Genomic DNA, 26,494 nt, shown 5'->3' on the forward strand with positions numbered 1-26,494 from the left:
CCCGTGCGACGCCGAACAGCAACGCTCCTGTGGCGTGCGGGGATCGCCGCCGCACTGGTGTGTGCCATCGGCGTACTGCCCTGGCTGTCACACACCGACCCCGCGCTCACCGTGCTCAAGGCCCGGTCCGCCGACCGCGATCCCACGCCCCAGGTGCTGGCGGACATCCGCGCCCAGCTCGGCCTGGACGTCGGACCGCTGCGGCTGCTCGGCCAGTGGCTGGGCGGGCTGTGGCGCGGGGACGCCGGACGGTCCTGGATCTCCGGTGGCGAGGTCACGCCCGCCGTGCTCCAGGCGCTCGGCGTCTCCCTGCTGCTGATGGCGGTGGCCCTGGTCGCCGCCGCCGTCACCGCCGGGCTGATCTGCGCCCGCACCCTGTGGCTGGGCGCCCACCGCCGACTCGACGGGCGGCGCGCGGGCGGCAGCGCCGGCGCCGTCCTCGCCGCACTGCCCGAATTCCTCACCGCGTCCGTACTCGCCACCGTCGTCGGCGTGCAACTCGGCTGGCTGCCGGCTCTCGGCTGGTACGGACCCCAGTGGACGGTCCTGCCCGCCCTCGCCCTCGGCCTGCCCGCCGGGGCCGTCCTCGGCCGGCTCCTCGACGACCTGCTGCCCGGCGCCTTCGACGAACCCTGGGCCCTGGCCGCCACCGCCCGCGGACTGCCCGGCCACGCCGTCGCCCGTCAGGCCCTGCGCCGCTGCCTGCCCGGACTGCTGCCCAACACCGGCCTGTTCGTCGTAGGACTGACCGGCGGATCGGTCACCGTCGAGCAGATCTTCGACATCCCCGGCCTCGGCCGCACCACCCTCCAGGCCGCTCTCGCCCAGGACCTGCCCGTCCTCCAGGCCGGCACCCTGGCCCTCGTCCTGCTCGCCGCGGCCGCCGCCGGACTGGCCCACCTCCTGACGCGTGCGCTGATCGGCCCGGCGCTGCGCGACGGCGCGCTGCCGTCCCTGCACCGCCCGGCGCCCCCCGCACACAGGGTCCTGCCCTTCGTGTACGGCGGTCTGCTGCTCGGCGTCATCACCCTCGGCCTGCCCCGCGACCCCCTCGCCCTCGACACCGCCCAGCGACTCACCGCCCCCTCCCTCGCGCACCCGTTCGGCACGGACGCGCTCGGCAGGGACGTCCTGGCCCGCGTCGGCCACGGCGCTCTCGACACCCTGCTGCTCGCTCTCGCGATCACCGCCGTCACCCTGCTCACCGGAGTGGCGCTCGGCCTGCTGCCCCGGCTGTCCGGCCCGCTCGTCGACACCGTCACCGCGCTGCCGCCGGTCCTGGTCGCCCTGCTCGTCACCGCGATCGTGGGCAGCGGAACCGCCACGCCCGCGCTCGCCGTGGCCGCCGTCGCCTGGGCGCCGCTCGCCGCCCACACCTCGGCGCTCCTGGGGCAGGAACGCGCCGCCCTCCACCTCACCGCGACCCGCGCCCTGGGGGCCGGTCCCTGGTACCTGCTGCGCCACGAACTGCTGCCCGCCGTAGTGCCGCCCGTCATCCGGCACGCCCTGCTCCGCCTGCCCGGCATCGCCCTCGCGCTCGCCTCGCTGGCCTTCCTCGGCCTCGGCGCGCAGCCGCCGTCCCCGGAGTGGGGTCTGCTCCTCGCCGAGAACCAGCCCTACGCCGAACGCGCGCCCTGGGCGGTCCTCGCCCCCGCGGCCGTACTCGCGCTGCTGGGGGCGCTGGCCGTGACGGCCGGCGGCGGAGTACGGCGCCGGCGCCGCGTGGCCCGGCCCGCCCCACCGCCGTCCGAAAAGCCCTCAATCACCCGAGAATTGGTGACCACCCGATGACCTCGTTGGCAGTCGGCCTGCGCAAGGCGCCCGACCGTCCCCGGCTCTCCCCCCTGCTCCGTCTCCTCATCGGCACCCAACTCGCCTTCAACATCGGCTTCTACGCGGTCCTGCCCTTCCTCGCCGAGCACCTGGGGCAGGGCATCGGCATGGCCGGCTGGCTGGTCGGCTTCGTGCTGGGGCTGCGGACCTTCAGCCAGCAGGGGCTGTTCGTGGTGGGCGGCGCGCTGGCCGACCGGTACGGCATCCGGCCGGTCGTGCTCGCGGGTTGCGTGCTGCGGATCGCCGGGTTCGCATGGCTCGGGTACGCGGCGCAGACCTGGTCCGTCATCGGGGCGGTGCTGGTGATCGGACTCGCCGCCGCGCTGTTCTCGCCCGCCGTCGAGTCCGAGGTGGCCCGGCAGGCCGTGCTGTGGGAGGAGTCCGGCGGCGGCTCGCGCACCCGCGTCCTCGCACTGCTGACGGTGGCCGGGCAGGCCGGCGCGTTCGTCGGGCCGCTGCTCGGCGCCCTGCTGCTGTCGATCGACTTCCGCACGGTCTGTCTGGCCGGCGCCGGCGTCTTCGTCCTCGTCCTCGCCGGACACGCCTGGCTGCTGCCGCAGCACATACCCGGGCGCGACCGCGTGGAACTGCGCGGGGGCATGGGAAAGCTGCTGCGCAACCGCCGCTTCCTCGCCCTGTGCTGCGCGTACGGCGCCTACCTGCTCGCCTACAACCAGCTCTACCTCGCCCTCCCCGACGAGGTGGAGCGCGCCATGGGCTCCCAGGCGCCGGTGGCCTGGCTGTTCGCGCTGTCCTCGCTGCTCGTGGTGGCCGCCCAGCTGCCGGTCACACGCTGGGTGGGGGAGCGGCTCAGCCTGCGCCGGTCGATGGTGGCCGGGCTGCTGCTGATCGCCGTGGGCTTCGCTGTCGTGGCCGCGGCACGCCCCGCCGGCTGGACCGGCACGCTCGGCCTGTTGCCCGCGGCCGGCTTCGTCGTCCTGCTCACCTTCGGCCAGATGCTCGTCGCCCCGGTCGCCCGTGCCTGGGTCCCTGACCTGGCCGAGGAGGGCCGACTCGGCCTCTACACCGGCGCGTTGTCCTCGGTGTCCGGCCTGATCGTCCTCGCCGGCAGCTCAGCGACCGGCACCCTCCTGGACACCGGCCTCCCGACGGCCGTGCCCTGGCTGGTACTGGCGGCGGTGCCGGCCCTGGCGATCGCGTTGCTGCCCCGCCGATAGGGTCCCGGTCACGGACGTTCAGGTGGAGGTCGCCCGGAAGGCGAACGCGGAGCTGGTGCCCGCCTTCGCCAGGCTGCTGCCCCAGTTGTCGCCGACCGCTACTCCCTCGACCACGCAGCGGCCTGACCCTCGTGACGATCCCACTGCCTTCCGGTCTGCGCGCCCGGATCGAGGACGTGGTCGTCGACGGTGCCGCGCGCGGCTACGGGGTCGCGGGTCTGCTCATGGGTGAGGCGGTGCGCCTGGCACGGGAGTCGGGGGCGCGCACCGTCGACCTCACCTCGCGGCCGGACCGGGCCGCTGCCAACCGGCTGTACGAACGCCTCGGGTTCGCGGCGAGGGAGTCGACGGTGTGCCGGATGCCGCTCGGCGATTGACCGTTCGGGCCGTCACCGGCTGCCTGACGGCGGCGTTGCCGTCGCGCGCATGAGCCCCGGCGACGGAGTGGCCGTGAGGGAGGCGGTTCGCGCGGCCCGGCGTTGACGGGTTGCCGCCTGCGCCCACCCGTGCCGCCCCAGCGGCACGACTGCCCGCAGCTACGCTCGCCCCCACCGTCCCGCGGCCGCCGACGGCGGGAAGGGGTCGTGCCGGGGGGTGCCCGCCCGCAGCGGCCGGCGTCAAGAAACGGCACCTCCTGGCCAAGACCAGCCGCCGGTCCGAGGACGGACACCCCCCGGCACGACCCCGCCCCACCCGCCACCCGCAGGCGCACCGCGCACCCCCACCGAACCTGCACAGGCGCCGCAGGCGCGCTCGGCGGTGGGAGTGCTCAGGAAGTCACCAGCTCCCGCACCTCCGGCACAGCCGTCCGCCGGGTGCGCGACGTCCGGTACAGCCACAGGATGTCCCGGCCGAACGACCAGACCAGCGCCGCCAGCGCGGTCGCGGCGACCGCGAACGTGGCCGCGTACGGGAGGAAACCGGAGGCGGCCAGCAGCAGGAACACACCCTGCAGCGCGGCGACCGTCTTGCGGGCCGTGCTCGGCGGCAGCGCGGCGTTCAGCCACGGCCAGACACGGGCGGCGGCGACGAACCCGTAGCGCATGGCGCCGATGAGAAGCACCCACGGGCCCAGCGACATCGAGACGTACACGCTCAGCACAAGGATCAGGAACGCGTCCACCTCCATGTCGAAGCGGGCGCCGAGAGCCGTCGAGGTGCCCGTGCGGCGGGCCACCTTGCCGTCCACACCGTCGAGGATGAGGGCGACCGCCGTGAGGCCGACGAACAGCGTGACCGGCGGTGAGCTCTGGAAGGAGTCCGCCACCAGGGCCGTGACACCGCCCACCAGCGTCGCGCGGCCGAGGGTGACCCGGTTGGCCGGGCCGAAGGAGCGCAGCCGGGACCGGTGCAGGGCCCGCGAGAGGACCGCCCAGCTGGCGATGGCGAAGGCGAGGCCGGTGAGCCAGCCCGCCGGCCCCATGCCGATCGCCGAACCGAGCAGGGCCAGCAGCAGGATCTGAACGCCCGCTCCCACAGCGGTCTCCTGCTGGACCAGCCTCGCGTCGTACGTGTTGTTCAGGGCCACCGCACATTCCTCCGGCCAGGTGACAGAGTCGATCAAGGCCGCGTACTGTGCGCGGCCTGTGCACACCTCGGTACGTGCTCAGCTTCACGATCGTTCAGGAGGATCCCGATGAACCGCACCGCACGTGCGTTCTGGCTCAGCACTCCGGGTGAAGGAATGATCCGGGAGACGGCCCTGCCGGAGCCCCGCGAGGACGAGGTCCTGGTGCGGTCGCTGTACTCCGGGGTCAGCCGTGGCACGGAGACGCTCGTGTTCCGGGGCGGGGTCCCCAAGAACCAGTTCGCGGCGATGCGGGCGCCGTTCCAGGAGGGCGATTTCCCCGCCCCCGTGAAGTACGGCTACCTCAGCGTCGGTGAGGTGGAGCAGGGGCCGGACGAACTCGTCGGCCGTACTGTCTTCTGCCTACACCCGCATCAGACCCGGTACGTCGTCCCCGCGAGCGCGGTGACCGTCGTACCGGACACCGTGCCCGCCGCACGGGCCGTCCTCGCCGGTACCGTCGAGACCGCGGTCAACGCGCTCTGGGACGCGGCGCCCCTGGTCGGCGACCGGATCGCCGTGGTCGGCGGCGGCATGATCGGCTGCTCGGTGGCCGCCCTGCTGGCCCGCTTCCCGGGCGTCCGGCTCCAGTTGGTCGACGCCGACCCGGCCCGCGCCGAGGTCGCCGAGGCGCTCGGGGCCGGCTTCGCCGCGCCGGAGGAGGCGCTCGGCGACTGCGACCTGGTCGTCCACGCGAGCGCCACCGAGCAGGGCCTCGCGCGGTCCCTGGAACTGCTCGCCCCCGAGGGCACCGTCCTCGAACTGAGCTGGTACGGCGACCGGCAGGTGAGCCTGCCGCTCGGCGAGGCCTTCCACTCCCGGCGGCTCACCGTCCGCAGCAGCCAGGTCGGCACCGTCTCCCCGGCCGCCCGCGCCGGCCGTACGTACGCCGACCGGCTCGCACTCGCCCTCGACCTGCTCGCCGACCCGGCGCTGGACGCGCTCGTCACGGGGGAGTGCGCCTTCGAGGAACTGCCGGACGTGCTGCCGAAACTGGCCTCCGGCGCGATTCCGGCACTGTGCCACCGGGTCCGTTACGCCGACAGTGACTGAAGTGCCCGTTCCGCCCCGCAGTCGTTCAATCCGGGATGACAAGAGCGGCTGACCTGAGAAAAGGGTGAGAGGGGGCTGAACAAGGGGAAGCGAAGAGCCGTACTACACGGCATCCCCGGCAGCCATCGGCGGGGATGAGGAGCGCACCGCACCTGGAGGGTCGTCCGTTGTTCAGCATCACCGTCCGCGATCACATCATGATCGCCCACAGCTTCCGCGGCGAGGTCTTCGGACCCGCGCAGCGCCTGCATGGAGCGACGTTCCTGGTGGACGCCACGTTCCGGCGCGAGCAGCTGGACGACGACAACATCGTCGTCGACATCGGACTCGCCACGCGGGAACTGGGCGCCGTCGTCGGCGAGCTGAACTACCGCAACCTCGACAACGAACCCGACTTCGCCGGGATCAACACCTCCACCGAGTTCCTGGCCAAGGTCATCGCCGACCGGCTGGCCGAGCGGATCGCGAAGGGCGCGCTGGGCGAGGGGGCCAAGGGCCTCGCCGGACTGACCGTCACTCTCCATGAGTCGCATGTCGCGTGGGCGAGTTACGAGCGTGCCCTGTGACCGATGCGACGCTGGAGAAGAAGGTGACGCCGGTCGAGGCGAGGACGCCCGCGGCCGCGACGCCCGTGGCGAAGACACCGGCCCTCGGCTATGTGCCGCTGCAGCACTCCGTCCTGAAGAACGCCGAGATCATCCCCATGTCCCTGCGCTCCGTGCACTTCGTGATGCCGGGCGGCGTCGACGACCCGGCCGTTCCGAGCGGCGGCAACGCCTATGACCGGCGGGTGAGCCTGGACCTGCCCGGCTTCGGCTGGCAGGTGCACAAGTACACGGTGAACGGCAGCTGGCCCCGCCCCGCAGCGGCGGCCCGCGCGGAACTCTCCCGTGTTCTGCGGGAGTTCCCGGACGACACGGTCGTCCTCCTCGACGGGCTGGTGGCCTGCGGTGTCCCGGAGATCATCCTTCCGGAGGCGGAGCGACTGCGGCTCGTGGTCCTCGTACACCTCCCGCTCGGTGACGAGACGGGACTGGATCCCGCCGTCGCCGCGGACCTGGACGCCCGCGAACGCGCGGTGCTGCGGGCGGTCCCCGCGGTCGTCGCCACCAGCGACTGGGCGGTCCGCCGGCTCGTCTCCCACCACGGCCTCGCCCCCGAGCGGGTCCATGTCGCCGCCCCCGGCGCCGACATCGCGCCCCTGGCGTCCGGCACCGACGGCGTGTCGCGGCTGCTGTGCGTGGCCGCCGTCACCCCGCGCAAGGGCCAGCACCGGCTGGTGCAGGCACTGGCGACGGTGACCGACCTGCCCTGGAGCTGTGTGTGCGTGGGCGGGCTGAGCCAGGACCCCGAGTACGTGGCGGACCTGCGGGCCCTGATCGCCGAGCACGGTCTGCAGGACCGGCTGTTGCTGGCGGGGCCGCAGGCCGGCGCCGAACTCGACGCCAGCTACCACACCGCCGACCTCATGGTGCTCACCTCCTACGCGGAGACGTACGGCATGGCGGTGACCGAGGCGCTCGCGCGTGGCATCCCCGTGCTGGCGACGGACGTCGGCGGTGTTCCGGAGGCGGTCGGCCGCGCCCCCGACGGCGGCGTCCCCGGCATCCTCGTCCCGCCGGAGAACCCCGCCGCCATCGCCGCCGAACTGCGCGGCTGGTTCGGCGAGGCGGACGTGCGACGCCGACTCAAGGCGGCGGCCCGGGGACGCCGGGCCGCCCTGGACGGCTGGGCCACCACGGCCCGCAGCCTGGCCGCGGTACTGGGCCGACTGCCGAACGAACCCCGGAGGGCTGCATGAGGAACACGGCGACGACACACAGCGGGACGGCGATCCCGGCCCAGCCGGGCCCCGAGGACGCCCCGGACTCGGCGGCGGCGCACCTCGGGAACGTTTCGGTGGAGGGTGGTGTGAGCGGTGTGACCGCGTCCGCCGGTTCCGGCGGCGACGAGGTGATTCTCGGGGCCGGTCCCCGCCTCCGGGTCGACGAGCGGGCCACCGTACGGCTCAGGGACACCGATCCCGACGAGCCGGCCCGCTACGCCCCCGAGTGGCTGGAGCTGCGCGAGGGCGCCGACGCCTCCGCGCGGGCGCACGAGTTGCTCGACCCGCTGCGGATCCGGCTCGCCAACCTGCCCGGACGCGCCGGTGGACTGGTCATCCACGACGTGGGCTGCGGCACCGGCTCCATGGGCCGCTGGCTCGCGCCCCACCTGGACGGCGCCCAGCACTGGGTCCTCCACGACCGCGACCCGTACCTCCTGCACTTCGCGGCGGTGGCCTCCCCGCGCTCCTCGGCCGACGGCAGCCGCGTCACCGTCGAGACCCGCCGCGGCGACGTCGGCCGCCTCACCCCGGACGCCCTCGCCGGTGCCTCGCTGGTGACCGCCTCCGCGCTGCTGGACGTGCTCACCCGCGAGCAGGTCGACACGCTCGCCGCCGCCTGCGCGGGGGCGGGCTGCCCGGCGCTGCTGACACTCTCGGTCGCCGGCCGCGTCGAACTCACCCCCTCCGACCCGCTGGACGACGAGATCGCCGAGGCGTTCAACGCGCACCAGCGGCGGTCCGGACTGCTCGGCCCGGACGCGATCACGGCTGCGGCCGAGGCGTTCTCCGAGCACGGCGCGACCGTCCAGGTGCACCCGAGCCCATGGCGTCTCGGCCCCGCCGAGTCGGCGCTCACCGCCCAGTGGCTGCGCGGCTGGGTCGGCGCGGCGGTCGAGCAGCGCCCCGAACTCCGCGACCGCGCCGACCGTTACCTGCGTGAACGCCTCGCCGCCTGCGAGGCCGGCGAACTGCAGGTCGTGGTCCACCACAGTGACCTGCTGGCTCTGTGCCGGCCGATCGGCGCAGCGTCATGAGCGTGGAGACGGCGGCGAGGGCACGGGCCGAGCGCCGAGGCCGCAAGGCGGGCAAGCGGCGCGCGGACCGTTTTGGCGCGGTGCGAGCCCGCGGGGAGGCGGACGGACCGGCCGGGAACGCGGGTCGCCCGAGCCGCACCGCCGTTCGCAACGAGGTGTGCCGGCCGGCGGTGCCCACCGGCCTGACACAAGGCGAGGCGGCGACGCCGACATCGGACGGCGACGCCGACGCGGCGGCTTCGATGCCCCCCGCTCCCACCCCCGCAGCCGTCTCCACCTCCCGTACCGATGTCGTCGCCGAACCCTCGCCGGCCTCGGCCACCGACGCCGCGCCGCGCCCCCGCACCCCCCTGCGCACCGCCACCCGTGCCCTGCGGACCCGTCTCAACACCCCGGCCGTCCGCACCCACCTCGGCACCGCCGTCGGAGTCGTCATCCTCGTCGTGCTGTTCTGGCGGCTCGGCAGCGGCGCCTTCCTCGACGGGCTGCGGCGGATCGACGGGCCGGTGCTGGTGCTGGCCCTCGCGATCGGGGGCGTCACCACGGCGTTCAGCGCCTGGCGTTGGCAGCTGGTGGCCCGCGGACTGCGGATCCGGCTGCCGCTCGGGCCGGCCGTCGCCGACTACTACCGCGCGCTGTTCCTCAACGCCGCCCTCCCCGGCGGCGTGCTCGGCGATGTGCACCGCGCGGTGCGGCACGGGCAGAGCGCCGGTGACCTGGGACGCGGCGTGCGCGCGGTCGTCCTGGAGCGGACGGCCGGCCAGGTCGTCCTCGCCGTCGCCGGCACCGCCGTCCTGCTGACCATGCCGTCGCCGGTGCTGAACGGGGCCCGGGACCTCACCCCCGTCCTCCTGTTGGCCGCGGTCGGCGCCCTCGCCGTCATGACCGCCGTACGGATGAACCGCGCGCCCTCCCGCCGGGAGCCGAAGACGCCGACGGCGCTGCGCACCGCACTCGGCGAAGCCCGGGAAGCCCTGCTCTCCCGCCGCAACGGACCCGGTGTCGCCGTCTCCTCGTTCGTCGTCCTCGCCGGCCACCTCGCGATGTTCGTGCTCGCCGCACGGGTGGCAGGCTCCGCCGCCTCCGTCGCCGCACTGCTGCCGCTCGCGGTCCTCGCCCTGCTCGCCATGAGCGTGCCCCTCAACGTCGGCGGCTTCGGCCCCCGCGAGGGCGTCACCGCCTGGGCGTTCGGCGCCGCGGGCCTCGGCGCGAGCAGCGGACTGGCCGTCGCCGTCGTGTACGGCGTGCTCAGCTTCGTGGCCGCGCTGCCCGGTGCCCTCGTCCTCGTCGCCCGCTGGTACACCGGCCTGCGCACGGGCTCCGGGACCACCGCGGGCGAGGCGGCTGAGGAACCCGGCCGCTACGCCCTTGCGTCCGAGGTGTCCGGTACGGAATCGTCCGCGGAGGTCAGCAGTGACACATACGCGCCGAAGGAATCAGCGAGGCTCGCCAGCAGCAGCTTCCCCTTTTCCGCAGAACCCAGCGAAGGACGGCCTATGACACCCGAATCGGTATAGGCGGACATACCGAGGGTCAGCAGATGACGACGGTCGTCAGCCACGAAATCGGAAGTCTCATAACCGGGTCGGATCAATTCGGGATGAGCGTGCAGAAGGACGGAGGTCTCAATTTCCCCCGCGTGCATGTCGGTGAGCAGCGAGGTCTCCACGCCCGCCCGTTCCCGGGCCGCCTCCCAGTCCTCCGGGGCCGGGAACAGCGCCATTCGCTCGCCCCGCGCGGAGGACTCCTGAACGACGTTGCCCAGTACGTAGTTTCCGCCGTGTCCGTTGACCACCACCAGGGCGTCGACGCCGGACCGGCGGAGCGAAGCCGCTATGTCCCGTATCACCGCATGAAGGGTCACCGACGAGATGCTGACGGTCCCCGGCCAGTCCGCGTGCTCGTGCGAGCAGGAGATCGTCACCGGTGGGAGGAGGTGCACCGGATGCGCGGCCGCGATCTCGCGCGCGATCGCGCAGGCCACGAGCGTGTCCGTGGCCAACGGCAGGAACGGGCCGTGCTGCTCGAAGCTCCCGACGGGCAGGACCGCGACCTGTCGTGAGACGCCCGCCGCCCGCGTCCGTACGTCTTCGGTGGTGTCCGCCGGCACCAGCGAGTGTGTCGCCGGTCGCGTCTGCGAATCACTCATCTTTTCCCGGCCTTTCGTCTCTGCTTAGGATCTGAAGAATCATGACAGAAAAAATTGGTGTGCTCGGCAAGAAGACCGCACAGCGGACGCAGCGTTCCGGCGCGGAGCGCGTGGTGAATGCTCCTCTGCCCACCGTGTACGGGGAATTCCGCGCGGTCGGTTACCTCGACCACGACCGCGGCGACGAACAAGTGGCCCTCGTCTACGGCGAGACAGGCCAGGAGGACGTACTCGTCCGGCTGCACTCGGAGTGCCTGACCGGCGACGCCTTCGGCTCCCAACACTGCGAGTGCGGCGACCAGTTGGCCTCCGCGCTGCGCGCGGTCGTCGCCAACGGCAGCGGCATCGTCGTCTACTTGCGGGGCCACGAGGGCCGTGGCATCGGTCTGCTCGCCAAGCTGCGCGCGATGGCCCTCCAGGCGGAGGGGCTGGACACCGTCGAGGCGAACCTCGCGCTGGGCCTGCCGGTGGACGCCCGGGACTACAAGGTGGCCGCCGAGATCCTGCAGGACCTGGGTGTGCGCAGCGTCCGCCTGATGTCGAACAACCCGCGCAAGCGGGAGGCGCTGGTGCGGCACGGCATCCAGGTGGCCGAGCAGGTTCCGCTGCTGATCCCGCCGTGCGAGAGCAACATCACCTACCTGCGCACCAAACGGGAGCGCCTCGACCACCACCTGCCCCATCTGGACGCGGTCGCGCACCTGTCCTGATTGCGGCGAGGCCCGTCCGGAAAGGAAGAGGGAATGACCGACGACGTCCTCTTCCTCTCCGGACCGGGCCGGTGACGGTGCGCGCGATGACGGGGGCCACGACACAGGGGGGCCGTCCGTGAACCTGAGCGCGAGCGTCGTCGTCATCGGCGGCGGCGTCACGGGGACCAGCATCGCCTATCACCTCGCCCGCGCCGGTGTGCGGGACGTGGTCCTCGTCGAGCGGGACGAACTGGCCTCCGGCTCCACCTCGAAGGCGGCCGGCGGGGTCCGGGCACAGTTCTCCGACGAGCTGAACATCCGGCTCGGGGCGCGCAGCCTGGAGGCGTTCGCCCGGTTCGAGGAGGACACCGGGTACGACATCGGTCTGCACCGCGTCGGCTATCTCTTCCTGCTCTCGACGCCGGAGCAGGTCGCCGGCTTCGAGGCGAGCGTCCGGCTGCAGAACTCCCTCGGCGTGCCGAGCCGGCTGATCGATCCCGCCGAGGCCCGCGGACTCTCCCCGCTGATCACCACCGACGGTCTGCTGGCGGCCGCGTTCTCCCCGGACGACGGCCACTGCACCCCGGAATCCGTGGTCCACGGCTACGCGTCCGCCGCCCGCCGGTACGGGGCACGGATCCTGCGTCACAACGACGTCACCGGCATCGAACTGCGCGGTGACCGGATCACCGCCGTGACCACGGGCATCGGCCGCATCACCACCGACACGGTCGTCTGCGCGGCCGGAGCCTGGTCGAAGGCCGTCGGGGCGATGGTCGGCGTGGATCTGCCGGTGGTGCCGCTGCGCCGTCAGATCGCGGTCACCGAACCGGTCGCCGACCTGCCGCCCAGGTTGCCCATGACCATCGACTTCACCACCAGCCTCTACTTCCACGCCGAGGGCCCCGGCCTCCTGCTCGGCATGTCCGATCCCGACGAACGGCCGGGCTTCGCCACCGACACCCACGACCGCTGGATCCCCCGGCTGGCCGCGGCCATGGAACACCGCGCCCCCGCCCTCCTCGACCTGCGCCGCACCGGGGGCTGGGCGGGCCTGTACGAGGTCACCCCGGACCACAACGCGCTGATCGGCGAGGCGACTTCGGTGTCCCGCTTCCTGTACGCGACCGGCTTCTCCGGGCATGGCTTCCTCCAGGGACCGGCCGTCGGCGAGGTCGTCCGTGACCTGTACCTCGGCCGCGTACCCTTCGTGGATGTCAGCCCCTTGAGCGCCGGCCGGTTCGCGGCCGACGCCCCGCGCCCGGAGGCCAACCGCGTATGACCGATCTCCATCTGTGGCTGCGCCACGAGGTCCGTTCCACCGAGCGACGCACCCCGATCGTGCCGTCGGACGCACGACGGCTCGTCGAGAGCGCAGTGACGCTGACCGTCGAGGAGTCCCCGCAGCGCGTCTTCCCGGTGGAGGAGTACGAGGCGGCCGGATGCCGTGTCGCCCCGGCGGGCTCCTGGGTGCAGGCACCCCCCGCCGCCGTGGTGGTCGGGCTCAAGGAACTCCCCGACCAACCGGACCGGCTGGTGCACCGGCACATCTTCTTCGGTCACGCCTACAAGCAGCAGCCCGGCGCCGAGGATCTGCTCCGCAGGTTCGCCACCGGGGGAGGGGCGCTGCTGGACCTGGAGTACCTGGTGGACGACACCGGCCGCCGCCTCGCCGCCTTCGGCTTCTGGGCCGGCTACCTGGGCGCGGCTCTCGCCGTCCTGCAGCACCGCGGCAGGCTCGCCGCACCGCTGACGCCGACGTCGAAGGAGGAACTGGACGAGGTTCTCCGGCCGGCCGTCGGGGACGAGGAGTTCACCGCGCTCGTGATCGGGGCTCTGGGCCGCAGTGGCCGGGGCGCACGCACGGCCTTCCTGACCGCCGGGGTCGAGGCGACGCCCTGGGACCTCGCCGAGACCCGGGACCTGGACCGCCCGGCACTGCTGGGCCACGACGTGCTCGTCAACGCCGTCCTCGCCACCACGCCGATCCCGCCCTTCCTGCGCGAGCAGGACCTCGACGACCCCGCCCGCCGGCTGCGCACCCTGTGCGACGTCACCGTCGACGTGGGCTCCCCGCTGAACGTCCTGCCGATCTACGACCGCACCACCGACTGGACCGACCCCGTGCGCCGGCTGCGCAAGGAGCCGCCGCTGGACCTGATCGCCATCGACAACCTGCCCTCCCTGCTGCCCCGTGAGTCCAGCATCGACTTCTCGGCGGCGCTGCTGCCTCAGCTGCTCCGGTTCGAGACGGGCGGGCCCTGGGCACGCTGTGCCGACCGTTTCCACCAGGCGTGCCGTGAACTCGGCGTCGAAAGAGGTGAGTTCAAAGATGACTGACCGGTCCGCGAGGGTTCCGGCGAGCGGAACCGTCCACTGGGTCGGGGCCGGACTGTCCACGGGCAGCGGCCTGGCGCGGTTGTGCGACGCGGCCGACCGGGTACGGCTGTGGCACCGCACCGAGGACCGCGCGGCCCGCGCCCTGGCCCGGCTGGGTCTCTCCGGTCGCGCCGAGCCCCGCGCGTACACGCCGGCCGCGCTCACGGCCGAACTGGCGCCCGGGGACGTCGTCGTGTCGATGCTGCCCGCGCCCGAACACGCGGGGATCCTGGCGGCCTGCATCCGGCGCAACGCCCACTTCGCCTGTTCCAGCTATGTGTCGGACGCGGTCCTCGACCAGGTGCCGTCGGCCGCCGCGGCCGGGCTCGTGGTCCTCACCGAAGCCGGTCTGGACCCGGGCATCGACCATCTGTTCGCCCACTGTCTGGTCGGCCGAGCCCGGGAGGCCCTCGGCGAGGACTCGCCGGCCTCCTACCGCCTCACCTCGTACTGCGGCGGTATCCCGGCGGTCCCGAACGACTTCAGGTACCGCTTCAGCTGGGCGCCCGCCGGAGTGCTCAACGCTCTGCGGGCACCGGCACGTTACATCGAGGACGGCACCCAGGTCGTCGCCGAGCGTCCGTGGGAGGCGACCCGGCGGCATGTCGTCGACGGGGAGGTGTTCGAGGTCTACCCCAATCGCGACAGCGTTCCGTTCGTCGCTCAGTACGGGCTGCCGACCGCCTGGAAACCGCAACTCTTCGTGCGCGGCACGCTGCGCCTGGAGGGCTGGCTGCGGGCCTGGGACGCCGTCTTCGGTGAGCTGAGGGCGGGGGACGACGCCCGGATCGCCGCGCTGGCCGGGGAATTGGCGGCCGCCCATCCCACCACCGACGCCGATCGTGACCGTGTCGTCCTCGAAGTGTCGCTGGACGTGCGCGGCACGGAAGGGCGGACCTGGGCCGGCAGCTACCTCCTCGACCTGGTGGGGGACGCGCAGGAGAGCGCGATGGCCCGCTGCGTGTCCCGGCCCCTCGCCCTCGGGGTCCGTCACGTCCTGGACGGCTCCCTGCCCGCGGGCCTGCACCGGGCCGCCGGGACCGCGGCCCGCTCGGAGCAGTGGTTGCGTGAACTCTCCCGGGAGGGCCTGGAGTTCACCCTGCGCGTGGACCGGTGACGGTTCAGTCCTCCTTGACGGCCTCGTGCACGAGCCGCTTGAGGTCCTGGAAGAAGGTGTGCGAGGTCCTCGGCCGCACCTGCGTCATGAACTGCACCGTCAGGTCGTGGCGCGGGTCGACCCAGAACGTGGTGGTGGCCACCCCGCTCCAGCCGAAGGCGCCGAGGACGGACGGGTCCCTGGTGCGGGCGGGGTCGATCACGACAGAGACGCCGAGGCCGAAGCCGACGCCGTCGTTGCCCGGTTCGTCGTGGGCGGGGCGGCTGCCGAAGGAGCGCAGGTCGGCGCCGCCCGGAAGCTGGTTGGAGGCCATCAGGTCCACCGTCTCGGGCGCCAGCAGCCGGGTGCCGTCGAGTTCGCCGCGGCGGCGCAGCAGCTCCATGAAGCGGTGGACGTCGTGCGCGGAGGCGGCCAGACCGCCGCTGCCGGACAGGAACCGCGGCCGGCCGTGCAGCGGGAGGCCGGGGATCGGCTCGATGCCGCCGGTGTCGGTGCCTCCGTACAACTCGGCCAGGCGGCTCGCCTGTTCATCGTTCACACAGAACCCGGCGTCGGTCATCCCGAGCGGCCCGAAGATCCGCTCGGCGAAGAACTCGTCGAGGGACCGGCCGGAGACGACCTCGACGACCCGGCCCAGTACGTTGCTGGCGACCGAGTAGTTCCACTCGGTGCCGGGCTCGAACTGCAGCGGCAGTCGCGCGTACACGTCGACCGTCTCCGCCAGGTCCGAGCCCGGCAGCACCGCCGACTCCAGGTTGGCCGCGCGGTAGAGGGCGTCGACGGGGTGCGTGTGGTAGAAGGCGAAGGTCAGCCCGGCGGTGTGCGTCATCAGATGCCGGATCCGTATCGGCCCGGAGGCCGGGCGGGTCACCGTGTCGGCGCCCGATCCGCTGACGTACACCCGTGGCTCGGCGAAGGCGGGCAGGTGGCGCTCCAGCGGGTCGTCGAGCGACAGTCTGCCCTCCTCCACCAGCAGCAGCGCGGCGACGGCGGTGACCGGCTTGGTCATGGAGTAGATCCGCCACAGCGTGTCCGCCTCGACCGGCAGCCCGGCCGCGAGGTCTCGGTGGCCGTACGTGGCGAGGTGGGCGACACGGCCACCGCGGGCCAGGGCCACCAGATACCCGGGCAGCCTGCCCTCGTCGACGTGATGGGCGAAGTGCTGGTCGAGGCGGTCCAGCGCCTTCGCGTCCAGGCCGGCCTCGCCCGGCTCGACCTCTTGTCTCAGCAGTGCCATCGCTCTCCTCCGAATGCGTACGCCGAGGTGCGCTCCGGCATACCCCGCCGGAACGGCCTCTGACCTCATCGTCGCGCAGGAACAGGTGTGCGGTCCTCCGATCGGGCATGATCGTCGATCGTGCGCCCGGCCCCCGCGGGCAGCATCCGGCCCAGGGCCGCGCAGGCCAGGGCGAGGGCGGCGAGGACACCCAACGGCAGCCCGGGACCCGGACCCATGAGCGCGGTCGCGAGAGCGACACCCAGCACCGGCCCCAGGTTCATCGCCGTCTGCTGCAGACCGCCCGCGACCCCGGCGCACTCGCGGGCCGCCTCCCGTACGACGACATGCGTCGCCGCCACCATCACGGTCCCGAATCCGGCTCCCACCAGGGCGAACCCCAGGCACAGCGCGGGCACCGCGGCAGCGCGCGACAGGATGAGGATCCCGAGCGCGAGGAGCGTCATCGCCGCACCGGTCGTCAGCCGGGCTCCGGCCCGGCGCAGCAGCACCGCGCACGAGGGCGCCGCGACCACCATCAGCAGGGCCAGTGGCAGACTGACCAGCGCGCTGCGCAACGGGTCCAGACCGAAGGCGCCCTGCAACACGAACGTGCCGACGAACAGCGTTCCGGACAGTGCCGCCGACGCGGCGACCAGCATGCCGAGAGCGGAGGCGACCGCGGCGGAGCCCATGACCTCCGGCGGCAGGAGAGGGCTCGCGGTACGGCGTTCGTGCAGGACGAACGCGGCACCGGCGACCGCGGCGGTCGCAGCGGTCCAGCCCCGACCCGGCAGCCCGACCAGGGCGTGGACCAGACAGGCCAGGGCGATGGCGAGCAGGAGGGCGCCGGGCAGGTCGAGCGCCACGCGGGAGGCCCCGCGCGGGGACCGCACGGTGAGGGCGAGCACGCCGAGGACCAGGGCCGGGACCACGTTGAGCAGGAACACGACCCGCCAGCCCGGCCCGGCGACCAGGGCGCCGCCCAGGACCGGTCCGGCGGCGGCCGCCACCCCGATCGCCGCCGTCCGTACGGCGATCGGCGTCCGCAGCCGGTCGGGCGGGAAGGCGGCGCGCAGCATCCCGAGCGTGGCCGGCTGCAGCAGTGCCCCGAACACCCCCTGCGCGACGCGCAGTCCGATCATCCAGCCCAGGCCGGGCGCTGCCGCGACACCGGCCGACGCGGCCCCGAACCCGAGCATGCCGATGCCGAAGACGCGGTGGTGGCCGTACCGGTCCCCGAGCCGCCCGGCGAACACCAGCAGGGCGGCCACCGCGATGAGATAGCCGGTGCTGGTCCACTGGACCTCGGCGAAGGAGGCGCCCAGGTCCTTCTGCACAGTGGGCTGCGCGATGGTCAGGACGGTGCCGTCGAAGGCGACGATCACGGCGCCGACGACGCTGCTCGCGAGGGTGAGCCGTGGGTTCACGCCTCCTCCGATCCGAGGTGCGCCTCCAGGGCCGAGCGCAACAACGGGTCGAAGTCCTCGGTGCCCGTGGCGAGTTGGAGACTGCCCCAGCCCCACAGCTGGGCGATGCCGTGCAGGTTGGCCCACAGCGCGCCCGCGACGAGCCGGGCATCGGCGTCGGGGCGGACCTGGCCGACGAGGTCCACCAGGCGACCGAAGAGGGGCAGGCTGGTGTCCCTCAGCCCCAGATGACCGCTCTCCAGCAGGTCATGACGGAACATCAACTCGTACATCCCGCGGTTGTCCAGCGCGAACTCCAGGTAACCGCGGAGCAGCGCGCCCACCTGCTCGCGCGGGCTCGCCGGGCCCCCTCCGAGCGCGGCCGTCGTCCGCTCCGCCAGCGCGTCGAAGCCCCGGCGGGCGATGGCGGAGAGCAACTCCAGGTGGGTGGGGAAGTAGCGGCGTGGGGCGCCGTGCGAGACCCCCGCACGGCGGGCGATCTCCCGCAGCGTGAGCGCCTGGACGCCCTCCCGGGCGACCAGTTCCACGCCGACGTCGACGAGCCGGTCCCGGAGGCCTGTTTCGGATTCGAGCATAGACACTGTCTACCAGTGGTGGGTAGACAGTGTCTACACTCGTGTGCCGGTCGGCGACCGGTCGCGATGGCCGACTCGTCGGTCGGCGGCACCTGGTGCTGCGGCCTACTGGCGGTTGACCGTCCGGCTCACGCCGGCGACGACGGTCGTGGCGAGGATCCAGCCGGTGAGGACGAGGACGTAGGACAGCCACTGCTGCCAGCCCTGCGGGGCGAACGCCGCCTCCTGGCCGAAGGAGATCACCGGCAGCAGCAGATCGAGGGTGTAGAACACCGCGTTGAACCGCGGAGCCTCGTCCGCCTTCAGCGCGGGAGGAGCGTGAACGGAGAACGCCACGGCCCCGACCGCCAGCAGGGAGAGCAGCCAGCCCAGCGCGCGCATCGGACGGAAGCCGTAGCCGACGGTGGCGTCCTGGACGTGGCCCCACAGCCGGCCGTACCAGGCCAGGGTGGTGCGGTGGCGGCGCTGTTTGGCGAGCTGGACGAGACGGGCGGCGTGGTCGTCGCCGGTGCGGCGGTAGGCGGCGGTCAACTGCTCGTAGCCGTGGGGATCGAAGGTGTCGTCGTCCCGCTCCAGCATGGGCAGCCGGTGCTCGGGCGGCACGTGCGGGGTCAGCGAGGTGTAGGTGAGGTCGAGGAGGCGGACCTGGTCCGGCAGCATCTCCGGCTCCAGGTTGAGATGCTCGATCTGGGAGCGGCGCAGGTTGAGCATGCCCTGCACCGGGGGCCCCTTGCGCAGCCAGACCTCCCCGATGACGCAGCTGCTGGCCCGTATCGCGGTGCCGCTCGCGTTGGCCAGGCGGCTGTAGAGCAGGTCCAGCCGGCCGGGTATGCGCGCACCGCGCAGATCGATGCGGCCGTGCGCGTTCAGGTGCCTGCACAGGACGTTGGCGCCCACCTCCAGGGCCTCGGCGTTCAGGACGAAGCCGCCGGGGTGGTGGAGTTCGGCGTTCTCCAGCCGCAGCGAGCCGCTGATGGTGGCGCCGTTGAGCCGGATCTCACCGCGGGAGTGCAGCCGGGACGCGCACAGGTCCTCGCCGACGGTCACCTGGTGAAGCTGGAGCACCGGAGCCTGGGTCCCGTCCGGCGCGGTGACCTCGGCATCCTCCAGATAGAGCGCCCCGGCGATCTGCGCCCCGCCGAGCCGCACCGGCCCCTGGAAGCGGCACTTCGCCAGCCGCAGCCCGCCGTCGACACGGACCCGCGCGGACGCCAGGCCGGGCAGGCTGGACCCGGTGAGATTGAGGTACTTCAACTCGGCGCCGGACACGTCGGGGACGTCGTGGAAGTGGCAGTCGCTCAGGCGTGCGACACGGTCGACGGTCGCGTACCGCAGGTCCAGCACTCCGGTGATCCGCGCGCCCGCCACCTTCAGCGCGGCGACCTCCCCGCTCTCGGCCGGACCGTCGAGCAGCAGGGCCCGCAGCACCGAGGCGCGGACGGTGCGTTGCGGCCCCCAGCCGGCGCCCAGGGCGCAGTCCTCGTCCGCCGCCTCGCGGAAGTCCACGGCCTGCCCCTTGGGAAAGGCCTGCCACACCCGCTGCTCGGCCGGCGTCAGATCGTTGATCTCCATCAGCCGGGACTCTGACGCCGGCCGCCGGACCTGTCAACTCACCGCCCGTTCCGGGCGATCGGAAGAGCCGGCGCTCACGGCCGGGTGTTCCACTCGGCGATCACGGGACGGCCGTGCTCCGTCGACAGCCGGTTCACCGTTCCCGTCGCCAGCTGGAACAGCCGCCCCTCGGCCGGGGACAGGCCCAGCCGGCGGGCCGTGACGACACGCAGGAAATGGCCGTGCGCCACGAGGATCACGTCGCCGCCGGGCAGCACCGCCTCCACCCGGGACAGCACCCGGTCGGCACGGGCGCCCACCTCGGCCGGTGACTCACCGGGGTGGCCGTCCGGGCCGGGGGCCACCCCGTCGGTCCACAGGGACCAGCCGGGGCGGGTGCGGTGGATGTCGTCGGTGGTGACACCCTCGTAGCCGCCGTAGTCCCACTCGTGCAGGTCCGGGTACGGTACGGCGCCCGCGACGCCCGCGAGTTCGGCGGTGTGGACGGCGCGGCGCAACGGGCTGGTGAGCGCCAGGGAGAAGGTGCGGCCGGACAGGAGCCGGACGAGGGACTTGGCCTGTTCCTCGCCGTCCCGGGTGAGGGGCAGATCGGTCCAGCTGGTGTGCCGTCCCGATCTGCTCCACTCCGTCTCCCCGTGGCGGACCAGAAGGAGATCCCCCACGGCGGGCTACTTCGTCGACTCGACGGCGTGGCCGCCGAACTGGTTGCGCAGCGCCGCGATCATCTTCATCTGCGGGGAGTCGTCCTGGCGGGACGCGAACCGTGCGAAGAGCGAGGCGGTGATCGCGGGCAGCGGCACGGCGTTGTCGATGGCCGCCTCGACGGTCCAGCGTCCCTCACCGGAGTCCTGCGCGAACCCCTTCAGCCCCTCCAGGTGCTCGTCCTCGTCGAGGGCGCTGACCGCGAGGTCCAGCAGCCAGGACCGGATGACCGTGCCCTCCTGCCAGGAGCGGAACACCTCGCGGACGTTGTCCACCGAGTCGACCTTCTCCAGCAGCTCCCAGCCTTCGGCGTAGGCCTGCATCATCGCGTACTCGATGCCGTTGTGGACCATCTTCGCGAAGTGCCCGGCACCCACCCTGCCGGCGTGGACGAAGCCGTACGGCCCCTCCGGCTTGAGCGCCTCGAAGATCGGCCGGAGCCGGTCCACGTGCTCCTTCTCGCCGCCGACCATCAGGGCGTAGCCGTTCTTCAGGCCCCACACGCCGCCGGACACTCCGGCGTCGACGAAGCCGATGCCGTGCGCGCTCAGCTCCCTGGCATGCTTCTCGTCGTCCGTCCAGCGGGAGTTGCCGCCGTCGACGACCGTGTCGTAGGGCTTGAGCAGGCTCCCCAGCTGGTCGATCACGAGCTGGGTGGGGCCGCCGGCCGGGACCATGACCCAGACCGTGCGCGGCGCCTGGAGCTGGTCGACCAGGTCGGCCAGGCTCGCGACGTCGGACAGTTCGGGGTTGGTGTCGTAGCCGACGACGGTGTGGCCGGCGTTGCGCAGACGCTCGCGCATGTTGCCGCCCATCTTGCCGAGACCCACAAGACCGATCTGCATGTCAGTTCACTTCCTCCTGGACGCCCTGCGCGTCCGATGCGTTCTTGAGCGAGCGGTAGGCGGCCACGAGGGCGGCGGTGGACGGGTCGAGACCGGGCACGTCGGCCCCCTCGGTGAGCGCGGGTTCGACGCGCTTGGCGAGGACCTTGCCCAGTTCCACGCCCCACTGGTCGAAGGAGTCGATGTTCCAGACGGCGCCCTGGACGAAGACCTTGTGCTCGTACAGGGCGACCAGCTGACCGAGGACGGACGGGGTCAGCTCGGGGGCGAGGATCGTGGTGGTGGGGTGGTTGCCGAGGAAGGTGCGGTGCGCCACCTGCTCCTCGGGCACGCCCTCGGCGCGCACCTCGTCGGCGGTCTTGCCGAAGGCGAGCGCCTGGCCCTGCGCGAAGAGGTTCGCCATCAACAGGTCGTGCTGCGCCTTGAGTTCGTCGCTCAGCTCGGCGACCGGACGGGCGAAGCCGATCAGGTCGGCCGGGATCAGCCGGGTGCCCTGGTGGATCAGCTGGTAGTAGGCGTGCTGCCCGTTGGTGCCGGGCGTGCCCCACACCACCGGACCGGTCGCCCAGCCGACGGTGTGACCGTCACGGTCCACCGACTTGCCGTTGGACTCCATGTCCAGCTGCTGCAGATACGCCGTGAACTTCGACAGGTAGTGCGAGTACGGCAGCACCGCGTGGGACTCGGCGTGGAAGAAGTTGCCGTACCAGATGCCCAGCAGACCCATGATCAGCGGGGCGTTGGCCTCGGCGGGCGCGCTCCTGAAGTGCTCGTCGACGATGCGGAAGCCGTCGAGCATCTCCCGGAAGCGGTCCGGGCCGATGGCGATCATGAGCGAGAGGCCGACGGCGGAGTCGTACGAGTACCGGCCGCCGACCCAGTCCCAGAACTCGAACATGTTGTCCGGGTCGATGCCGAAGTCCGTCACCTTCTCGGCGTTCGTCGACAGCGCGACGAAGTGCCGGGCCACGGCCTTCTCCTCGCCGCCCAGCCCGGCGAGCAGCCAGGAGCGGGCCGAGGTGGCGTTGGTGATCGTCTCGATCGTGGTGAACGTCTTGGACGCGACGATGAACAGCGTCTCGGCCGGGTCCAGGTCGCGCACCGCTTCGTGGAGGTCGGAGCCGTCCACGTTCGAGACGAACCGGAACGTCAACTCCCGTGCGGTGAACGGGCGAAGCGCCTCGTACGCCATCGCGGGACCGAGGTCGGAGCCGCCGATGCCGATGTTGACGACGTTGCGGATACGGCGGCCCGTGTGGCCGGTCCACTCACCGGAGCGGATCCGGTCGGCGAACGCGCTCATCTTGTCGAGGACGGCGTGCACCTCGGGGACGACGTTCTCGCCGTCGACCTCGATCACCGCGTCGGCCGGGGCGCGCAGGGCGGTGTGCAGGACGGCCCGGTCCTCGGTGATGTTGATCCTGTCGCCGCGGAACATGGCGTCGCGCAGCCCGAACACGTCGGTGGCGGTGGCCAGTTCCTGGAGCAGGGCGAGCGTCTCGTCGTTGACCAGGTGCTTGGAGTAGTCGATGCGCAGGTCGCCGACGCGTACGACGTACCGCTCGGCGCGGGACGGATCGGCGGCGAACAGCTCACGCAGCCGGGGCTGGCGGAACGCGTCCGCGCGATGGTCCTCCAGGGCCACCCACTCGGGGCGCAGCGTGAGCCGGGGGGAGCCGGAGTGGGACTCAGACATGGTCGGGTGTCTCCTTGGGTGCCTCACCGCGCAGGGCGATGGCGTACATCTCGTCCGCGTCGAGGCGCCTGAGCTCCTCGGCGATGAGTTCGGAGGTGGTGCGGACCTTCAGCGCGAGGGTGCGCGACGGCTGGTCCGGCAGGTGCAGGGTGGCCAGCGGGCCCTCGGGGCGGTCGATGACGATCTCCCCGGTCTCGGTGCCGAGCCGCACGCCCGTGACGACGGGTCCGGCGGTCACCACCCGCTCGGCGGTGACGTGCAGGCGGGCCTCCAGCCAGCGGGCCAGCAGCTCGGCGGCCGGGTTGTCGGCCTCGGCCTCCACGGCCGCCGACACGATCGGCACCCGGGCCTGGTCCAGGGCCGCGGCGAGCATCGAGCGCCACGGGGTGAGCCGGGTCCAGGCGAGGTCGGTGTCGCCGGGCGCGTACGAGCGGGCGCGCGCCTGGAGATCCGCCAGCGGTGTCTCGGTGGTGTACAGGTCGGTGATCCGCCGCTGCGCCAGCGCACCCAGCGGGTCCTTGGAGGGGTTCTCCGGCGCGTCCACCGGCCACCACACGACGACCGGGGCGTCCGGCAGCAGCAGCGGCAGCACCACCGAGTCGGCGTGGTCGGACACCTCGCCGTACATGCGCAGGATGACGGTCTCCCCGGTGCCGGCGTCGGCGCCCACCCGGACCTCGGCGTCGAGGTGCGAGCGGGTGCGGTCGCGCGGGGTGCGGGCGTGCCGCTTGATCACGACCAGAGTGCGCGAGGGGTGCTCGTGCGAGGCCTCCTCGGCCGCCTTGATCGAGTCGTAGGCGTTCTCCTCGTCCGTGACGATGACCATCGTCAGGACCATGCCCACGGCCGGTGTGCCGATCGCGCGGCGGCCCTGCACCAGCGCCTTGTTGATCTTGCTTGCCGTGGTGTCGGTCAGGTCGATCTTCATGGCCTGCGCCAGCTCCGTCCGTCTCGTGCGAGCATCTCGTCGGCTTCCTCGGGTCCCCAGCTCCCGGACGCGTACTGCGCCGGCTTGCCGTGCGAGTCCCAGTACTCCTCGATCGGGTCGAGGATCTTCCAGGACTCTTCCACCTCCTGGTGACGGGGGAACAGGTTGGCGTCCCCGAGGAGGACATCCAGGATGAGCCGCTCGTACGCCTCCGGACTGGACTCCGTGAACGACTCGCCGTAGGCGAAGTCCATCGTCACGTCCCGGATCTCCATCGAGGTGCCGGGCACCTTCGAACCGAACCGGACCGTCACGCCCTCGTCCGGCTGGACGCGGATGACGATGGCGTTCTGACCGAGCTCCTCGGTGGCGGTGGAGTCGAAGGGGGAGTGCGGCGCCCGCTGGAACACGACGGCGATCTCCGTCACCCGCCGCCCCAGCCGCTTGCCGGTGCGCAGGTAGAACGGCACGCCCGCCCAGCGCCGGTTGTCGACGTTCAGCCTGATGGCCGCGTAGGTGTCGGTCCTGGACCCCGGGTCGATGCCCTCCTCCTGGAGGTAGCCGGGCACCTGCTCGCCGCCCTGCCAGCTCGCCGCGTACTGGCCGCGCACGGTGTGCCTGCCGAGGTCCTGCGGCACCTTCACCGCCCTGAGCACCTTCAGCTTCTCGGTGAGCAGCGACGCGGCGTCGAACGCGGCCGGCTCCTCCATCGCGGTGAGCGCCATCAGCTGCAGCAGGTGGTTCTGGATGACGTCCCGGGCCGAGCCGATGCCGTCGTAGTAGCCCGCCCGGCCACCGATGCCGATGTCCTCGGCCATCGTGATCTGCACGTGGTCGACGTACGACCGGTTCCAGATGGGCTCGAACATCTGGTTGGCGAACCGCAGTGCCAGGATGTTCTGGACGGTCTCCTTGCCCAGGTAGTGGTCGATCCGGAAGACCTGCTCCGGGTCGAACACGTCATGCACGATCGCGTTCAGCTCCCGGGCGCTCGCGAGGTCGCGGCCGAACGGCTTCTCGATGACCGCCCGCCGCCAGGACCCCTCGGGGGCCTGCGCCAGCCCGTGCTTCTTCAGCTGCTGGACGACCTTCGGGAAGAACTTCGGCGGTACGGAGAGGTAGAAGGCGTAGTTGCCGCTGGTACCGCGCGCCGCGTCCAGCTCGTCGACCGTCTGGCGCAGCTGCTTGAACGCCATGTCGTCGTCGAAGTCACCCGGGATGAACCGCATGCCCTCGGCGAGCTGCTGCCAGACCTCCTCGCGGAACTCGGTGCGGGCGTGCTCGCGCACCGAGTCGTGCACGATCTGGGCGAAGTCCTCGTCCTCCCAGTCCCGGCGGGCGAACCCGACGAGGGAGAAGCCCGGGGGCAACAGCCCGCGGTTGGCGAGGTCGTACACGGCCGGCATCAGCTTCTTGCGGGACAGGTCGCCCGTGACACCGAAGATGACGAGCCCGGACGGGCCGGCGATACGGGGGAGACGGCGGTCGCGCGGGTCGCGCAGGGGGTTGTCCCAGTCGGAGGTCATGCTGCGTCAGCTCCCTTGCTGCTCAGCGACTTCATCACGGCGTTCAACAGGTCCTGCCACGCCACCTCGAACTTGGCGACGCCCTCGTCCTCCAGCCGGGTGACGACCTCGTCGTAGGAGATCCCCAGGGCCTGAACGGCGGCCAGGTCGGCGCGCGCCTGCGCATAGCCGCCGGTCACCGTGTCGCCGGTGATCTCACCACGCTCGGCGGTGGCGTCGAGCGTGGCCTCCGGCATCGTGTTGACGGTCCCGGGAGCCACCAGCTCGTCGACGTACAGAGTGTCCTTGTAGGCGGGGTCCTTAACGCCCGTGGAGGCCCACAGCGGGCGCTGCTTGTTCGCGCCGGCGCCGACGAGGGCGGTCCAGCGGTCCCCGGCGCGTGTCGAGCCGTCGGCGGAGCCGAAGGTCTGCTCGTACGCCGCGTAGGCGAGCCGGGCGTTGGCGAGCGCCGCCCTGCCCTTCAGCGCGAGGGCGTCGTCCGTGCCGATCGCCGTCAGGCGCCTGTCGATCTCGGCGTCGACCCGGGAGACGAAGAAGGAGGCCACGGAGTGGATGCCGGACAGGTCCAGGCCCCGCGCGGCAGCCCGCTCCAGACCGGCCAGGTAGGCGTCCATGACCTCGCGGTAGCGCTTCAGGGAGAAGATCAGCGTGACGTTGACGCTGATCCCCTGGGCGACGACCTCCGTGACGGCGGGCAGACCGGCCCTGGTCGCCGGGATCTTGATCATGACGTTGGGGCGGTCGACCAGCCAGGCCAGCTGCCTGGCCTCCGCGACCGTAGCCCGGGTGTGGTGCGCGAGGCGCGGGTCGACCTCGATGGAGACCCGGCCGTCACGGCCGCCGGTGGCCTCGTACACGGGCCGCAGGACGTCGGCCGCGGCCCGCACGTCGGCGGTGGTCATCATGCGTACGGCCTCGTCGACGGTCACGCCGCGCACGGCGAGGTCGGCGAGCTGCTCCTCGTAGCCCTCGCCGGAGCCGATGGCGGCCTGGAAGATGGACGGGTTGGTGGTGACGCCCACGACGTTCCGGTCCGCGACGAGCTCGGCGAGGTTGCCGGACTCGATGCGCCCCCGCGACAGGTCGTCCAGCCAGATCGAGACACCCTCGTCGGACAGGCGCTTCAGGATGCCCGCGGTGGTGGTCGTTTCGGTGCTCACTGTGATCATCTTCT

The 26,494-nt window shown here is 72.5% G+C and carries 23 protein-coding genes and 1 pseudogene; 12 read left to right on the plus strand and 12 right to left on the minus strand.

What is annotated here, in order from left to right; genetic code table 11:
* The first annotated feature begins 3 nt into the window (after positions 1-3).
* The 3 genes from ACWCPI_RS31565 (at position 4) to ACWCPI_RS31575 (ending at position 3,388) form a co-directional block, all read left to right on the plus strand.
* Entirely contained in the window at positions 4-1,791 is a 1,788-nt protein-coding gene (locus tag ACWCPI_RS31565) for an ABC transporter permease subunit (protein WP_451041365.1), read from the plus strand.
* On the plus strand, positions 1,788-3,011 hold the full coding sequence (locus ACWCPI_RS31570) for an MDR family MFS transporter (RefSeq protein WP_451041366.1): 1,224 nt from the start codon (positions 1,788-1,790) through the stop codon (positions 3,009-3,011). The genes ACWCPI_RS31565 and ACWCPI_RS31570 overlap by 4 nt, the downstream gene beginning before the upstream one ends.
* A gap of 131 nt (positions 3,012-3,142) precedes the next feature.
* Positions 3,143-3,388, plus strand: a complete 246-nt coding sequence (locus tag ACWCPI_RS31575; protein ID WP_451041367.1) for a GNAT family N-acetyltransferase — start codon at positions 3,143-3,145, stop codon at positions 3,386-3,388.
* 392 nt (positions 3,389-3,780) lie between these two features.
* Here the strand turns inward: ACWCPI_RS31575 and ACWCPI_RS31580 are convergent, their stop codons facing one another.
* Positions 3,781-4,539 (minus strand): CDP-alcohol phosphatidyltransferase family protein, encoded by a 759-nt coding sequence (locus ACWCPI_RS31580; RefSeq protein WP_451041424.1) that lies wholly within the window; start codon positions 4,537-4,539, stop codon positions 3,781-3,783.
* Between the two features lie 108 nt (positions 4,540-4,647).
* Between ACWCPI_RS31580 and ACWCPI_RS31585 the strand changes: the two genes are divergently transcribed.
* The 5 genes and pseudogenes from ACWCPI_RS31585 to ACWCPI_RS31605 form a co-directional block, all read left to right on the plus strand.
* Complete coding sequence (locus ACWCPI_RS31585) at positions 4,648-5,631, plus strand: zinc-dependent alcohol dehydrogenase (protein ID WP_451041368.1); 984 nt, start codon at positions 4,648-4,650, stop codon at positions 5,629-5,631.
* Between the two features lie 167 nt (positions 5,632-5,798).
* Positions 5,799-6,197, plus strand: coding sequence for a 6-pyruvoyl trahydropterin synthase family protein (locus tag ACWCPI_RS31590; RefSeq protein WP_019758259.1), 399 nt, complete (start codon positions 5,799-5,801; stop codon positions 6,195-6,197).
* Between the two features lie 23 nt (positions 6,198-6,220).
* A complete protein-coding gene (locus tag ACWCPI_RS31595) occupies positions 6,221-7,432 on the plus strand; it encodes a glycosyltransferase family 4 protein (protein WP_451041425.1) in 1,212 nt (403 codons plus the stop codon).
* Positions 7,429-8,493 (plus strand): class I SAM-dependent methyltransferase, encoded by a 1,065-nt coding sequence (locus ACWCPI_RS31600; RefSeq protein ID WP_451041369.1) that lies wholly within the window; start codon positions 7,429-7,431, stop codon positions 8,491-8,493. The genes ACWCPI_RS31595 and ACWCPI_RS31600 overlap by 4 nt, the downstream gene beginning before the upstream one ends.
* 242 nt (positions 8,494-8,735) lie before the next feature.
* A pseudogene (locus ACWCPI_RS31605) lies at positions 8,736-9,707 on the plus strand (lysylphosphatidylglycerol synthase transmembrane domain-containing protein); the annotation flags it as partial.
* Positions 9,708-9,853: 146 nt separating this feature from the next.
* On the opposite strand, the gene ACWCPI_RS31610 reads toward ACWCPI_RS31605, so the two are convergent.
* Positions 9,854-10,642, minus strand: a complete 789-nt coding sequence (locus ACWCPI_RS31610; RefSeq protein WP_451041370.1) for a creatininase family protein — start codon at positions 10,640-10,642, stop codon at positions 9,854-9,856.
* Positions 10,643-10,683: 41 nt separating this feature from the next.
* Here ACWCPI_RS31610 and ribA point away from each other — a divergent pair, with 41 nt between their 5' ends.
* From ribA to ACWCPI_RS31630, 4 genes are all read left to right on the plus strand, one after another.
* On the plus strand, positions 10,684-11,352 hold the full coding sequence (gene ribA, locus ACWCPI_RS31615; RefSeq protein WP_388806620.1) for a GTP cyclohydrolase II: 669 nt from the start codon (positions 10,684-10,686) through the stop codon (positions 11,350-11,352).
* Positions 11,353-11,470: 118 nt separating this feature from the next.
* The gene (locus ACWCPI_RS31620) at positions 11,471-12,616 is read left to right on the plus strand and encodes an NAD(P)/FAD-dependent oxidoreductase (protein ID WP_451041371.1); all 1,146 of its coding nucleotides are present in this window, start codon (positions 11,471-11,473) and stop codon (positions 12,614-12,616) included.
* The gene (locus ACWCPI_RS31625; protein ID WP_451041372.1) at positions 12,613-13,674 is read left to right on the plus strand and encodes a saccharopine dehydrogenase; all 1,062 of its coding nucleotides are present in this window, start codon (positions 12,613-12,615) and stop codon (positions 13,672-13,674) included. Before ACWCPI_RS31620 ends, ACWCPI_RS31625 begins: the two co-directional genes overlap by 4 nt.
* On the plus strand, positions 13,667-14,830 hold the full coding sequence (locus ACWCPI_RS31630; RefSeq protein ID WP_451041373.1) for a saccharopine dehydrogenase family protein: 1,164 nt from the start codon (positions 13,667-13,669) through the stop codon (positions 14,828-14,830). Before ACWCPI_RS31625 ends, ACWCPI_RS31630 begins: the two co-directional genes overlap by 8 nt.
* 4 nt (positions 14,831-14,834) lie before the next feature.
* On the opposite strand, the gene ACWCPI_RS31635 is transcribed toward ACWCPI_RS31630, so the two are convergent.
* The 10 genes from ACWCPI_RS31635 to tal all read right to left on the minus strand — a co-directional run bounded on the left by ACWCPI_RS31635 (position 14,835) and on the right by tal (position 26,489).
* Positions 14,835-16,067, minus strand: coding sequence for a serine hydrolase domain-containing protein (locus tag ACWCPI_RS31635; protein WP_451041374.1), 1,233 nt, complete (start codon positions 16,065-16,067; stop codon positions 14,835-14,837).
* Positions 16,068-16,132: 65 nt separating this feature from the next.
* On the minus strand, positions 16,133-17,476 hold the full coding sequence (locus tag ACWCPI_RS31640; protein WP_451041375.1) for an MFS transporter: 1,344 nt from the start codon (positions 17,474-17,476) through the stop codon (positions 16,133-16,135).
* A complete protein-coding gene (locus tag ACWCPI_RS31645; RefSeq protein ID WP_451041376.1) occupies positions 17,473-18,051 on the minus strand; it encodes a TetR/AcrR family transcriptional regulator in 579 nt (192 codons plus the stop codon). Before ACWCPI_RS31645 ends, ACWCPI_RS31640 begins: the two co-directional genes overlap by 4 nt.
* A 105-nt stretch (positions 18,052-18,156) precedes the next feature.
* Positions 18,157-19,623, minus strand: a complete 1,467-nt coding sequence (locus tag ACWCPI_RS31650; protein ID WP_451041377.1) for a membrane-associated oxidoreductase — start codon at positions 19,621-19,623, stop codon at positions 18,157-18,159.
* 74 nt (positions 19,624-19,697) lie between these two features.
* Entirely contained in the window at positions 19,698-20,285 is a 588-nt protein-coding gene (locus tag ACWCPI_RS31655) for a histidine phosphatase family protein (protein WP_451041378.1), read from the minus strand.
* 6 nt (positions 20,286-20,291) lie between these two features.
* Positions 20,292-21,170: a phosphogluconate dehydrogenase (NAD(+)-dependent, decarboxylating) gene (gene gnd, locus ACWCPI_RS31660; RefSeq protein WP_451041379.1), complete on the minus strand. Its 879-nt coding sequence runs from the start codon at positions 21,168-21,170 to the stop codon at positions 20,292-20,294.
* A gap of 1 nt (position 21,171) precedes the next feature.
* Positions 21,172-22,866 carry a glucose-6-phosphate isomerase gene (gene pgi / locus ACWCPI_RS31665; RefSeq protein ID WP_451041380.1) on the minus strand — a complete coding sequence of 565 codons (1,695 nt, stop codon included), beginning with the start codon at positions 22,864-22,866 and terminating at the stop codon, positions 21,172-21,174.
* Complete coding sequence (gene opcA, locus ACWCPI_RS31670) at positions 22,859-23,794, minus strand: glucose-6-phosphate dehydrogenase assembly protein OpcA (RefSeq protein ID WP_388806599.1); 936 nt, start codon at positions 23,792-23,794, stop codon at positions 22,859-22,861. Before opcA ends, pgi begins: the two co-directional genes overlap by 8 nt.
* Positions 23,791-25,320, minus strand: coding sequence for a glucose-6-phosphate dehydrogenase (zwf, locus tag ACWCPI_RS31675; protein ID WP_451041381.1), 1,530 nt, complete (start codon positions 25,318-25,320; stop codon positions 23,791-23,793). The genes opcA and zwf overlap by 4 nt, the downstream gene beginning before the upstream one ends.
* A complete protein-coding gene (gene tal / locus ACWCPI_RS31680) occupies positions 25,317-26,489 on the minus strand; it encodes a transaldolase (RefSeq protein ID WP_451041382.1) in 1,173 nt (390 codons plus the stop codon). Before tal ends, zwf begins: the two co-directional genes overlap by 4 nt.
* Between the last annotated feature and the right edge of the window lie 5 nt (positions 26,490-26,494).

It is taken from the genome of Streptomyces sp. NPDC001920 (assembly GCF_053594495.1).

What these genes read in the sequence shown, in the direction of transcription:
- ACWCPI_RS31635 (WP_451041374.1), bottom strand. Translation starts at nt 16,067, where the DNA reads ATGGCACTGCTGAGACAAGAGGTCGAGCCGGGCGAGGCCGGCCTGGAC.
- ACWCPI_RS31585 (WP_451041368.1), top strand. Translation starts at nt 4,648, where the DNA reads ATGAACCGCACCGCACGTGCGTTCTGGCTCAGCACTCCGGGTGAAGGA.
- ACWCPI_RS31625 (WP_451041372.1), top strand. Translation starts at nt 12,613, where the DNA reads ATGACCGATCTCCATCTGTGGCTGCGCCACGAGGTCCGTTCCACCGAG.
- tal (WP_451041382.1), bottom strand. Translation starts at nt 26,489, where the DNA reads ATGATCACAGTGAGCACCGAAACGACCACCACCGCGGGCATCCTGAAG.
- ribA (WP_388806620.1), top strand. Translation starts at nt 10,684, where the DNA reads ATGACAGAAAAAATTGGTGTGCTCGGCAAGAAGACCGCACAGCGGACG.
- ACWCPI_RS31570 (WP_451041366.1), top strand. Translation starts at nt 1,788, where the DNA reads ATGACCTCGTTGGCAGTCGGCCTGCGCAAGGCGCCCGACCGTCCCCGG.
- zwf (WP_451041381.1), bottom strand. Translation starts at nt 25,320, where the DNA reads ATGACCTCCGACTGGGACAACCCCCTGCGCGACCCGCGCGACCGCCGT.
- ACWCPI_RS31610 (WP_451041370.1), bottom strand. Translation starts at nt 10,642, where the DNA reads ATGAGTGATTCGCAGACGCGACCGGCGACACACTCGCTGGTGCCGGCG.
- ACWCPI_RS31650 (WP_451041377.1), bottom strand. Translation starts at nt 19,623, where the DNA reads ATGGAGATCAACGATCTGACGCCGGCCGAGCAGCGGGTGTGGCAGGCC.
- pgi (WP_451041380.1), bottom strand. Translation starts at nt 22,866, where the DNA reads ATGTCTGAGTCCCACTCCGGCTCCCCCCGGCTCACGCTGCGCCCCGAG.
- ACWCPI_RS31645 (WP_451041376.1), bottom strand. Translation starts at nt 18,051, where the DNA reads ATGCTCGAATCCGAAACAGGCCTCCGGGACCGGCTCGTCGACGTCGGC.
- ACWCPI_RS31600 (WP_451041369.1), top strand. Translation starts at nt 7,429, where the DNA reads ATGAGGAACACGGCGACGACACACAGCGGGACGGCGATCCCGGCCCAG.
- ACWCPI_RS31630 (WP_451041373.1), top strand. Translation starts at nt 13,667, where the DNA reads ATGACTGACCGGTCCGCGAGGGTTCCGGCGAGCGGAACCGTCCACTGG.
- opcA (WP_388806599.1), bottom strand. Translation starts at nt 23,794, where the DNA reads ATGAAGATCGACCTGACCGACACCACGGCAAGCAAGATCAACAAGGCG.
- gnd (WP_451041379.1), bottom strand. Translation starts at nt 21,170, where the DNA reads ATGCAGATCGGTCTTGTGGGTCTCGGCAAGATGGGCGGCAACATGCGC.